General features: G+C 73.9%; 9 protein-coding genes. 2 read left to right on the forward strand and 7 right to left on the reverse strand.

The annotated features are described in order from the left end of the window. Window positions 1–2: 2 nt before the first annotated feature. The 6 genes from mltG to O2W16_RS00675 form a co-directional block, all read right to left on the reverse strand. Window positions 3–2,045 carry an endolytic transglycosylase MltG gene (gene mltG, locus O2W16_RS00650; protein WP_269156869.1) on the reverse strand — a complete coding sequence of 681 codons (2,043 nt, stop codon included), beginning with the start codon at window positions 2,043–2,045 and terminating at the stop codon, window positions 3–5. Further along, window positions 2,042–2,446, reverse strand: a complete 405-nt coding sequence (ruvX, locus tag O2W16_RS00655) for a Holliday junction resolvase RuvX (RefSeq protein WP_442928890.1) — start codon at window positions 2,444–2,446, stop codon at window positions 2,042–2,044. Before ruvX ends, mltG begins: the two co-directional genes overlap by 4 nt. Before the next feature lie 203 nt (window positions 2,447–2,649). Then, window positions 2,650–5,319 (reverse strand): alanine--tRNA ligase, encoded by a 2,670-nt coding sequence (gene alaS, locus O2W16_RS00660; protein WP_269156871.1) that lies wholly within the window; start codon window positions 5,317–5,319, stop codon window positions 2,650–2,652. A 59-nt stretch (window positions 5,320–5,378) separates the two neighbouring features. Further along, window positions 5,379–5,675 (reverse strand): hypothetical protein, encoded by a 297-nt coding sequence (locus tag O2W16_RS00665; protein WP_269156872.1) that lies wholly within the window; start codon window positions 5,673–5,675, stop codon window positions 5,379–5,381. After that, window positions 5,675–6,100: a DUF948 domain-containing protein gene (locus O2W16_RS00670; protein WP_269156873.1), complete on the reverse strand. Its 426-nt coding sequence runs from the start codon at window positions 6,098–6,100 to the stop codon at window positions 5,675–5,677. Before O2W16_RS00670 ends, O2W16_RS00665 begins: the two co-directional genes overlap by 1 nt. Window positions 6,101–6,204: 104 nt before the next feature. Beyond that, complete coding sequence (locus tag O2W16_RS00675; RefSeq protein ID WP_269156874.1) at window positions 6,205–7,566, reverse strand: replication-associated recombination protein A; 1,362 nt, start codon at window positions 7,564–7,566, stop codon at window positions 6,205–6,207. A 34-nt stretch (window positions 7,567–7,600) separates the two neighbouring features. On the opposite strand from O2W16_RS00675, the gene O2W16_RS00680 reads away from it, so the two are divergent. Both O2W16_RS00680 and O2W16_RS00685 read left to right on the forward strand, forming a co-directional pair. Beyond that, complete coding sequence (locus O2W16_RS00680; RefSeq protein WP_269156875.1) at window positions 7,601–8,458, forward strand: aldo/keto reductase; 858 nt, start codon at window positions 7,601–7,603, stop codon at window positions 8,456–8,458. A gap of 297 nt (window positions 8,459–8,755) precedes the next feature. Beyond that, window positions 8,756–9,523 carry a DUF559 domain-containing protein gene (locus tag O2W16_RS00685; protein WP_269156876.1) on the forward strand — a complete coding sequence of 256 codons (768 nt, stop codon included), beginning with the start codon at window positions 8,756–8,758 and terminating at the stop codon, window positions 9,521–9,523. 64 nt (window positions 9,524–9,587) lie between these two features. Here O2W16_RS00685 and aspS read toward each other — a convergent pair whose 3' ends face one another. Then, window positions 9,588–11,366: an aspartate--tRNA ligase gene (aspS, locus tag O2W16_RS00690; RefSeq protein WP_269156877.1), complete on the reverse strand. Its 1,779-nt coding sequence runs from the start codon at window positions 11,364–11,366 to the stop codon at window positions 9,588–9,590. Window positions 11,367–11,384 lie beyond the last annotated feature (18 nt).

The following is an 11,384-nucleotide window of genomic DNA, read 5'->3' on the forward strand; positions in this document are numbered from 1 at the left end:
CGTCAATTGCCCGGGTTGTCCCGCAGCCACTGCTGGAAGACCAGCACGTTCCGCTGGTGCTCCTCGACCGTCTCCGCGAACGCCGACTCGCCGGTCTCCGGGTTGGTCAGCACGAAGAACCGCCAGGGCCCCTCGGTCGGGGACTGGACCGCGCGCAGCGCCGCCTCACCGGGGTTGCCGATGGGGCCCGGCGGCAGGCCGGCGTTCGCGTAGGTGTTGTACGGCGAGGGGTTGGCCCGGTCCTCCGGGGTGGTGAGGAGCCCGGTCTCGCCGCTGGCGTAGTTGACGGTGCTGTCCATCTGCAGCCGCATGCCGTCCATCAACCGGTTCTCGATCACCCGGGCGACCTTGCCCATGTCCTCCACGGTGCCGGCCTCGGCCTGCACGATGCTGGCCTCGGTCAGCGCCGCCAGGCGCTGCTCGACCGGGATCTGCAGGTCCGTGAGGACCTGGTCGGTGCGCGCCACCATCCTGCTGAGCACGTCGACGGCCGTCTGGCCGGGCTCGATGTCGTAGGTGGCCGGGAAGAGGAACCCCTCCAGCGAGCCGTTGGCGTAGGCCGGCAGGCCCAGCTGCGCCGGGTCGGCGGCGGCGGCCTCCAGGTCGGCGAGCGGCAGCCCGCCCTCGTCGGCCAGCCGCTGGAGCACCTGGGTGACCTGCAGGCCCTCGGGCACGGTGACCCGGGTGACCTGCCGGGACGCCGGGTCCAGGAGCAGGTCCAGCGCGGCCTGGCCGGACATCTGCTCGCGCAGGCGGTAGACGCCGGGCTGGATGCCGGTCGCGGCCGGGTTGGCCTCCGCGGCGTCGGTGAACGGCGGCACCGAGGCGATGACGCCGGCCTCCACCAGCGTGTCGCCGATGGCCCGCAGCGAGTCACCCGACTCGACGCGGACGTCGACCTCGCCGGTACCCGCGCCCGCATAGTCCTCGGCCACCGGGTTCACCTGCTCCCAGAGGGCCTTGCCACCGAGGAAGATCCCCGCCACCAGCGCGGCCAGGACGACCAGGGACAGACCGACGACCACCGGGCCCCGGCGTCGGCGCCCACCCCGGCCGCTGCCGGTCGCCCCGCCGTGTTCGTCGGCGTGGACGTCGTCGTACTCGTCGTGGTGCTCGTCGTGGTCACCGCCGCCGATGACGTCGAGGCCACCGGTCTCGGGGGCCGCGTCGGCTGCCGGCACGACGGTGCCGTCGTCGTGGGGGTCGAGATGGGCAGGATCGAGGTCGCCCTCGTCGCTCCCGTGCCGCTCGGAGGCCATCCGCCAATGCTCCTCGTCCGGGTCGAGCTCGTCGGCGGGCAGTGCGGCGTGCACCACCGTGGCCGGCTCCTCGACAGGCGTGTCCCGAGATGCGTTGCGCACCTCGGCGCCGCCCTGCCCGGTGACGAGCCCGGCGAGTGCACCGGAGGGCCCGTGCGCCGGGACCGGCGACGGTCCGGCCGACCCGGGGACGGGACGGCTGGATGCCGACAGCCAACCAGGGTCGGTCCCGGCGTCGGCGAACCGGTCCGCCCGGACGTGGTCGGCGGTGGTGGGTTCGGCGGGCGGCCGCGGGGTCGGGACCCGCCGGCCGGCCGCCGGACCGGGCCCGTGTGCGGTCGCCCCGAGGCTGGGGACGGCCGGCGGCGCGGCCGGCATCTCGGCGGTCTGCGGGACGGCCACCTGCCGGGCTGCTGTGCCCTGGACGGCCCCGTCCGGGCGCTGCCCGAGTCCGGGGGCCGCCGGGCCCGTGGTCCGCCGGCCGAGGTCGAAGGCGCTCACGTCGAGGCCTGCGGCGGCGAGGCCGACGTCGGCGATGCCGGAGGCGGCCAGGCCGGTGATCTCCACGTCCGCCACGTCGACGCTCCCACCCGCCGAGCGGGCGCGGGCGTCGGTGTCGGCCACGTACCGGCGGCGCCGGCGCGGGCGCAGGGTCGCGTCGTCGTCGGGGAGCTGCAGGGTCGCAGCGCCCGCCCACGCGGCCAACAGGTCGGCGGCCGGGCGTCCGGCGCCGGTGTCGGACTGGGAGTGGCGACCGCGGGCATGCGGCTGGGTCGGCTCCGTCACGAGTGGCGCCCCCTGAGGTCGGGGCCAGTGCGTCGTCGCTCGTCGAGATGGCTCTGCAGGATGACCACGGCGGCTGCTTGGTCGATCACCGAACGCTGGCGGCGGGCATCGATGCCACCGGCGCGCAGATGACCCGCTGCGGTCACCGTGGAGAGCCTCTCGTCGACGAGGTGCACCGGGACGTTCCCAATGCGACTGGCCAGGGCTTCAGCGTATGCACTGGCATCTCTTGCCGACGCGCCCGACGCTCCGGACAGATGCTTTGGCAATCCCACAACCACCTCGACCACCTCGTGTGTCACAACCAGCTCAGCGAGGTGGTCCAAGTCGCGTTGGTCCTTCGCCCGCCGGATCGTCTCCAGGGGGCTGGCGAGCATGCCGGTGGCGTCGGAGAGGGCCACGCCGACCCGCACGGTCCCGACGTCGACGCCCAGTCGCCGGCCGGGCATCCAGGCCGGTGGGCCGCTCTCCGGCGGGGCGTCGTGCGGTGGCGCATCGTGCGGTGGCGGGTCGTCCGGCGGGGCGGCTGCGGGCGCCGGCGGGCGGCCGGACCGGCTGGTCCGCCCCGCCACCGGCCCGCCACCGGGTCCGTCGGACGCCCCGCTCACGTCGTGGCCGCTCCGATCATCTGCTCGACAGCCGCCAGGGCTGCGGGGATGCCGGCGGGATCGGTCCCGCCACCCTGAGCCACGTCGGCCTTGCCACCGCCGCGACCACCCACGGCCGGCGCTGCCGCCCGCAGCAGGTCGTTCGCCGACAGGCCCTGCTGCTGGGCCGCCGGGTTCACGGTGGCCACCAGGGCCACCTTGCCGTCTGCGGCCGAGGCCAGCAACACGGCCGCCGGCCGCTCGCCGAGCCGGCCGCGCACGTCCAGGGCGAGGCTGCGCAGGTCCCCACCGGACAGCCCCGCCGGTGCACCGGTCACGACGGCGACGCCGCCCAGCTCTCGGGCGCCGGCCGCGAGGTCGCCGGCGGCGGCCAGGGTCTGCCGGGCGCGCAGGTCGGCCAGCTCCTTGTCGGCCTCCCGCAGCCGCTCCAGCATGCTGCTCACCCGGTCGGCGACGCCGTCCTGCGGGGTCTTGAGCAGGTCGGCGAGCTGGCGGACCAGGTCACGTTCGCGGGCCAGGTACCGGAAGCCCTCCAGGCCCACGGCGGCCTCCACCCGACGAGAGCCGGAGCCGACCGAGCTCTCGCCGGTCAGCGCCAGGGTGCCGATCTGGGCGCTGCCGTGCACGTGGGTGCCACCGCAGAGCTCCCGCGACCACTCACCGCCGATCTCCACGACGCGGACCTGCTCGCCGTAGGTCTCCCCGAACAGCGCGAGCGCACCGAACTCCCGCGCCTCCGGCAGCGTCATGTAGAGCGCGCGGACCCCGTGGTCGGCCCGGACGGCGGCGTTGGCGACGTCCTCGACGTCGATCCGCTGCTGCGCGGACAGCGCGCCCTGCCAGGCGAAGTCCAGCCGCAGGTGGCCGGGCCGGTTGTAGGAGCCGGACTGCAGCGCCTGCGGGCCGAGCACCTGGCGCAGCGCCGCGTGCAGCACGTGCGTGCCGGAGTGCGCCTGGCAGGCCGAGAGCCGCCACTCGCGGTCGACCTGGGCGGTGAGCTCGGTGCCGGCCCGCAGCTCCCCCTCCAGCACCCGGACCTGGTGGGCGACCAGGCCCTTGACCGGGCGCTGCACGTCGATGACCTCGGCCCGACCGCCGTCCCAGGTCAGCTCGCCGGCGTCGGCGACCTGGCCACCGGACTCGGCGTAGAACGGCGTGCGGTCCAGCACGACCCGGGTGACCGAGCCGGGACCGACGACCGGCTCGCCGTCGGTGTCCTCCTCGTCGACCACGCCGAGGACGCGGGAGTCGGTGTGCAGCGTGTCGTAGGCCCGCCAGTCGGTGGGGCCGTGCTCGGCCAGCAGCCGCCGGTAGGCCAGCACGTCGACCGCGCCGGTGCGCTTGGCGCGCGCGTCGGCCCGGGCGCGGTCCCGCTGCTCCTTCATCAGGGCCCGGAAGCCCTCCTCGTCGACGCTGACGCCCTGCTCGGCGGCCATCTCCAGGGTCACGTCGATGGGGAAGCCGTAGGTGTCGTGCAGCGAGAAGGCCTGCTCACCCGACAGGGCCGGGGTGCCCGCCTTCTTCGCCTGGCCGACGGCGGTGTCGAACAGCGCCGTCCCGGCGGTGAGGGTGCGCCGGAACGCCTCCTCCTCGGCGTAGGCGATCCCGGAGATGCGGGCGAAGTCGGTGGCCAGCTCGGGGTAGCTGGGGCTCATCGCGTCGCGGGAGACCGGCAGCAGCTCCGGCAGCGACGCCTCCTCGACCCCGAGCAGCTTCATCGAGCGGACCGCCCGGCGCAGCAGCCGGCGCAGGATGTACCCGCGCCCCTCGTTGCCCGGGGTCACCCCGTCGCCGATCAGCATCAGGCCGCTGCGCACGTGGTCGGCGACCACCCGCAGCCGGACGTCGGCCTCGTGGTCGGCGCCGTAACGCACGCCGGCGAGCTCCGCGGCCCGGTGCAGGACCGGCGCGACCTGGTCGATCTCGTACATGTTGTCGACGCCCTGGAGCAGGAAGGCCACCCGCTCCAGGCCCATGCCGGTGTCGATGTTCTTCCTCGGCAGCTCGCCGAGGATCGGGAACTCCTTGCCCTCCCCCGGCCCCCGCTCGTACTGCATGAAGACCAGGTTCCAGATCTCCAGGAACCGGTCGCCGGTGGGATCGGCCTCCGGCCCGCCGTCGGGGCCGTACGCCGGCCCGCGGTCGTAGTGGATCTCCGAGCACGGCCCGGCCGGGCCGGCCGCACCGGTGGACCAGTAGTTGTCGTCCTTGCCGCGGCGCTGGATGCGCTCGGCCGGGACGTAGGCCCGCCAGGCGTCGAACGCCTCGTCGTCGTCGAGGTAGACCGTCGGCCAGATCCGCTCCGCGTCCAGCCCCAGGCCGCCGTCGGCCACCGCGCCGGTCACCAGCTCCCAGGCGAAGGCGATCGCCTCGGCCTTGAAGTAGTCGCCGAAGGAGAAGTTGCCGTTCATCTGGAAGAACGTGCCGTGCCGGGTGGTCTTGCCCACCTCCTCGATGTCGAGGGTGCGCACGCACTTCTGCACGCTGGTCGCGCGCGGGTACGGCGCCGGCTCACGACCGGTCAGGTACGGGATGAACGGCACCATCCCGGCGACGGTGAACAGCAGTGAGGGGTCCGGCGACACCAGCGAGGCGCTGGGGACGACGGTGTGCCCACGCTTCTCGAAGTGCTCCAGGAAGCGGCGGCGGATCTCGGCGGTCTGCATGCGGGTGGTCTCGGTCCTTCAGCGCGGGGTGGGCGCGCGCGGCGCCCGGAGGGGATGGCTCAGCTGTCCGCGGCGTGGGCGCCGCGGCGGGGCAGCGCGTTCGACAGGGAGGCCTGGCTGCTGTCCGGCAGCGGGGCGTCGAGGCCGGTGCCGGCGCGCAGCTCGTCCTCCCGGAGGGCGGCCGCGGCGCGGACGTCGGCACCGAAGTCGCCGATCGCGTCGGCCAGTTCGCGCAGCCCGTCGGCGAGGTTGCCGGCCAGGCTCTGCGGGGTCAGCTTCTCCGCCGTCTCGGACAGCTTGCGGACGACGAGCACACCGATGGTGATGCCCATGGCCAGCCAGAACAGCCGGCGCATCAGGCGGCCCGCCGGGCGCTGCGGCGAGCCCGCCGCTCGGCCTTGTCGCGGGCGGCGGCGTCGGCGACGGCCTGGCCCTCCCGCTTCTTCCGGGAGGCGCTGCGGACCCCGTAGCTGAAGGCGGCGACCTTGATCAGCGGGCTGCCGAGGGTGGCGGCGAACACGCTGGTGAGGGCGGCGACGTTGCTGGAGACGTTCGCGGCGTTGCCGGTGATGTCGTCGACCCGCTCGAGGTTGGCGTTGACGTGGGTGACCGTCGTGGACGCCTGGCTCAGGATCGGCTGGCTCTGCTCCCGGACCTGGCGGATCGTCAGCGTCGTCTCGTCCAGCGTCCGCCCGAGCTTGAGCAGCGGCACCGCCACCAGGATCACGAGCAGCACCAGTGCGCCGGCGGCGATGAGCCCGGCGATCTCTCCTGCGGACACTCGAGGGTCCCCTTCGTCGTCTCGTGCACGTTCCCGGTGAGTGGCCACCGGTCGCGCAACACTAGCCGCCGGGGCACCGGCCCGACCGCCAGCGCCGGGGAGCGTCAGCTGCGACGCCGGACGATCGCCCGCAGCTTGGCCAGCCGGGCGGCGATCTGCGCCTCCACCCCGCGCCCGGTCGGCCGGTAGTAGTCGCGCCCGACCAGCGCATCGGGCGGGTACTGCTGCGGGACGACGCCGTCGGGGTGGGCGTGCGGGTAGACGTAGGTCGCGCCGTGCCCGAGCTTCTTCGCGCCCGCGTAGTGGGCGTCGCGCAGCCCGGCCGGCACCGGCCCGGCCAGCCCGGCCCGGACGTCGGCGACCGACTCCCCCATCGCCGTGGTGATCGCGTTGGACTTCGGCGCCGTGGCCAGGTGGACGACGGCGTGCGCCAGCGGGAAGTGCCCCTCCGGCATGCCGATGAAGGCGACCGCGTCGGCGGCGGCGACCGCGGTGAGCAGCGCGGTCGGGTCGGCCATGCCGATGTCCTCGCTGGCGGAGATGACCAGCCGGCGGGCGATGAAGCGCGGGTCCTCCCCCGCCTCCACCATCCGCGCCAGGTAGTGCAGCGCCGCGTCGACGTCGCTGCCCCGGATGCTCTTGATCAGCGCGCTGGCGATGTCGTAGTGCTGGTCGCCGGAGCGGTCGTAGCGCACCGCCGCCTGGGCGACCGCCGTCTCCAGGGTGGCCAGGTCCAGGACGTCGGAGCCGGCCGCGCGGGCCGCCCCGGCGCCGCTCTCCAGCGCGGTCAGCGCCTTGCGGGCGTCGCCGCCGGCCACCCGCAGCAGGTGCTCCTCGGCCTCGGCGGTCAGCGTCACCGCGCCGTCCAGCCCACGGTCGCTGGTCAGCGCCCGGCGCAGCACGGTGCGCACGTCCTCGTCGTCCAGTGACTGCAGCGCGAGCACCAGGCTGCGGGACAGCAGCGGGCTGACCACGGAGAAGAACGGGTTCTCGGTGGTCGCAGCGATCAGGCTGACGATCCGGTCCTCGACCGCGGACAGCAGCGAGTCCTGCTGGGTCTTGGAGAAACGGTGCACCTCGTCGATGAACAGCACGGTGCGCCGGCCGGCGTGGGTCAGCTCGCGCTTGGCGTTCGCGATGACCGCGCGGACCTCCTTGACCCCGGAGTCCAGCGCGGACAGCTGCACGAAAGAGCGCTGGGTGGCCAGCGAGATGACGTGCGCCAGCGTCGTCTTCCCGGTGCCGGGCGGGCCGTAGAGCACCAGGGACATCGGCTCGTCGGCCTCGACCAGCCGGCGCAGCGGGGCCCGCGGGCCGAGCAGGTGCTGCTGGCCGACCACCTCGTCCAGCGACCGCGGCCGCATCCGGACCGCCAGCGGCGCTCCCGGGTCGACCGGTGGCGGCCCCTCGGCCGGGTCGGGGTCGAAGAGCCCGCCCCCGAACAGCCGCGCGTCACCTGCCGTCACGGTTGCGACGCTACCCGTGGGGCACGAGGGTCCCATGCAGAAGCGACGCATCGGGAACCGGACCGTCAGCGCAGTGGGGCTCGGGGCGATGCCCCTGTCCACCAAGGACCCCCGCCCCGCGCCGGAGGAGGCCGCGGCCGTGGTGCACGCCGCGCTGGACGCCGGCGTCACGCTGATCGACACCGCGGACGCCTACTCGCACACCGAGGCGGACTTCGGCCACAACGAGGAGCTCGTCGCCCGCGCGCTGGCCTCCTACGGCTCCGTGGACGACGTGCTGGTGGCGACCAAGGGCGGGCACACCCGGCACGGCGCCGAGTGGGGCCTCGACGGCTCACCGGCGTACCTGCGCCGGGCCTGCGAGGCCTCGCTGCGCCGGCTGGGCGTCGAGGCGATCGGGCTGTACCAGTTCCACCGGCCCGACCCGGCGACGCCGTGGGAGGAGTCGATGGGGGCGCTCCGCGGACTGGTGGACGACGGGCTGGTGCAGCTGGCCGGGATCTCGAACGCCGACGTCGACCAGATCGACACGGCCCGGGAGATCGTCGGCGATGCGCTGTTCAGCGTGCAGAACCAGTTCTCCCCCGACTGGCGCTCCTCCGCCGATGAGCTGGCGCACTGCGCGGAGCACGGGCTGGCCTTCCTGCCGTGGAGCCCGTTCGGCGGGGTGTCGGCGGCCAAGTCGCTGGGTTCGACGGCCCAGGAGTTCGCGGCGGTCGCCGACGAGCTGGGCGTGTCGGTGTACCGGGTGACGGTCGCCTGGCACCTCGCCCAGGCCGACGTTGTCCTGCCCATCCCCGGCGCCTCCCGCAAGGAGTCGATCACCGACTCGGCCGCCGCGGCAGACCTGACCCTCACCACCGCCCAGCTCGCCCGCCTCAACACCGCCTGACCCTCAACCTCAGCTTCACGCTCAGACTCCGTTGATCATCGGCATCTGGCTGCCGACCCCGGCGTGTCGACCAGCCAGATGCCGATGATCAACGCTGGCCAGCCGCCGGGACGGCGCCGTCCACAGGAGCACGGCGGGTCCACAGATGCACGGAGGCACTCCCGTTGAGCGGGGGCAGCGCTGACGGTGCTAGGCATGGCACCGCAGCTCTTCACTACAGCCACCGCACGTTCCGCTGGCCTCAGCCGGTCGGTCCTACGCGGACCTTCCTTCGTCCGACTGGCACATGGGGTGGTGGTGCGTCTCGACGACGCCATCGACGAACGCGAGAGACTCGGACTGCTGTCCACCGTGCTGCCGGCGGACGCCGCCTTCAGCCACCAGACGGCCGCTGTGCTGCTCGGGGCGCCGATACCCGCGCCACCCCGCCCACATGTCGCGCTGACCCCGCGCCGGGTGCTCCCCCAGCACGCGGGACTGGTGGTGCACGGTCGACGACTGGAGGCCGAGGACGTGGTCCTGGACCGGGGCCTCCGGATCACCTCAGGGGCGCAGACCTTCCTGGACGTGTCTGCCGTGCTCCCACCCCAGGAACTGGTGGCCGTCGGAGACGCCCTGCTGCGCGCCGGCCATCTGGACAGAGCACGCCTCGACGCGCGCCTTGAGCGCGCCGACCGGGTGCGCGGCGTGGTGCGGGCCCGCGCCTGCGCCCCGCTGCTCAGCCCGCTGGCCCAGTCCCGACCGGAGAGCGTGATGCGGTACTGGCTGGTCGTCAGCGACCTGCCCGATCCTGAACCCCAGGTGCCGGTGACCGACCGACGGGGCCGCGAGGTGGCGCACGGCGACCTGGGGTACCGCGAGTGGAAGCTGCTGCTCGAGTACGAGGGACGGCAGCACGCCGACCCGGAGCAGTTCGCCCGAGACGTCGACCGGTACTCGCTGATGGCCGCGGACGGGTGGCTTGTGCTCCGGTTCGCGCGGACGCACCTGCTCCGTCCGCACGTCGTCGTCGACCGGACCCGCCGCGCCCTGCTCAGCCGCGGCTGGCGGCCTCAGCAGAGTTGATCATCGGCGAGTGGTCGCCCGACACGCTGGTGCGAGCAACCACTCGCCGATGATCAACCCACGGTCACTTCTTGGACGGGTCGGTCGGGCCGGGGGCGCCGGGCTCGCCCGGGGCCGGCTCGGCGTCGGGATCGACGTCGATCCCGGCCTCGGTGCGCTGGGCTGCGGTGATCGGCGTGGGGGCACCGGTCAGCGGGTCGAAGCCGGCGCCGGTCTTCGGGAAGGCGATGACCTCCCGGATCGAGTCGACGCCGGCCAGCAGCGCCACCGTCCGGTCCCAGCCGATGGCCGCACCGGCGTGCGGCGGCGGGCCGTAGTCGAAGGCCTCCAGGAACCAGCCGAACTGCGCCCGGGCTTCCTCCTGGGTCATGCCCAGGGTCTGGAACACCCGCTCCTGCAGTGCGGCGTCGGCGATGCGGACCGAGCCGCTCATCAGCTCGTTGCCGTTGCAGACCAGGTCGTAGGCGTCGGACAGCGCCGCGCCCTTGTCCTCGGTGAAGCGCTCCCGCCACTCCGGGGTGGGCGAGGTGAACGGGTGGTGCATGAAGGTCCAGTCGCCGTCCTCGGTCTCCTCGAACATCGGGAAGTCGACGACGAACAGGAACGACCAGGACCCGGGGGCGATGAGCTCGAGCCGCTTGGCGATCTCGTTGCGCGCGGCCCCGAGCAGCTCCTGGGCACCGCGGCGGGGGCCGGCGGCGAAGAAGACGCAGTCCCCGGGCTGTGCCCCGACGGCCTCGACCAGGCCGGCCCGCTCGGACTCGGAGATGTTCTTCGAGACCGGACCGCCGAGCGTGCCGTCCTCGGCGATGGTCACGTACGCCAGGCCCTTGTGGCCCCGCGAGCGGGCCCAGTCCTGCCAGGCGTCGAACGCCCGCCGCGGCTGCGAGCCGCCGCCGGGCATCACGATCGCGCCGACGTAGGGCGCCTGGAACACCCGGAACGGCGTGTCCGCGAAGTACGACGTCAGTTCGGTGAGCTCGATGCCGAAGCGCAGGTCGGGCTTGTCGGAGCCGAACCGGTCCATCGCCTCGCGGTAGGTCATCCGCGGGATCTCCGGCACCTCGTAGGAGGCCAGCTCCTGCCACAGCGCCCGGATGACGTCCTCGGCGATCGCGAGCACGTCGTCCCGGTCGACGAAGCTCATCTCGAAGTCCAGCTGGGTGAACTCCGGCTGCCGGTCGGCCCGGAAGTCCTCGTCCCGGAAGCAGCGGGCGATCTGGTAGTACCGCTCCAGCCCGCCGATCATCAGCAGCTGCTTGAACAGCTGCGGTGACTGCGGCAGGGCGTACCAGTGCCCCGGCTGCAGCCGCACCGGGACGACGAAGTCCCGGGCGCCCTCGGGGGTGGAGCGGGTCAGCGACGGCGTCTCCACCTCGACGAACCCGTGGCCGGCCATCACGCCGCGGGCGATCCGGTTGACCTCGCTGCGCAGCCGCAGCACCGACGCCGGACCCTGGCGGCGCAGGTCCAGGTAGCGGTGGGCGTACCGGACGTCGTCGCCGGCGGCCTGCGCCGTCTCGATCGGGAACGGCAGCGGCGCGGACGCCGAGAGCACCTGCAGCGTGCTGGCGACGACCTCGATCTCCCCGGTGGGCAGCTCGGCGTTCTCGTTGCCGGCCGGACGCCGCTGGACGTCACCGGTCACGAGCACGCAGTACTCGTTGCGGAGCGCGTGCGCCTCCTCCTCGCGGACGACGACCTGGGCGTAGCCCGAGGCGTCACGCAGGTCGAGGAAGACGACCCCGCCGTGGTCGCGCCGGCGGGCGACCCAGCCGGCGAGGGTGACCGTGGAACCGGCGTCGGTCGCGCGGAGCGTGCCGGCGTCGTGGGTGCGGAGCAAGGGAGTGCCTTTCTCAGG

It is taken from the genome of Modestobacter sp. VKM Ac-2984 (assembly GCF_026967985.1).
GTDB lineage: Bacteria > Actinomycetota > Actinomycetes > Mycobacteriales > Geodermatophilaceae > Modestobacter.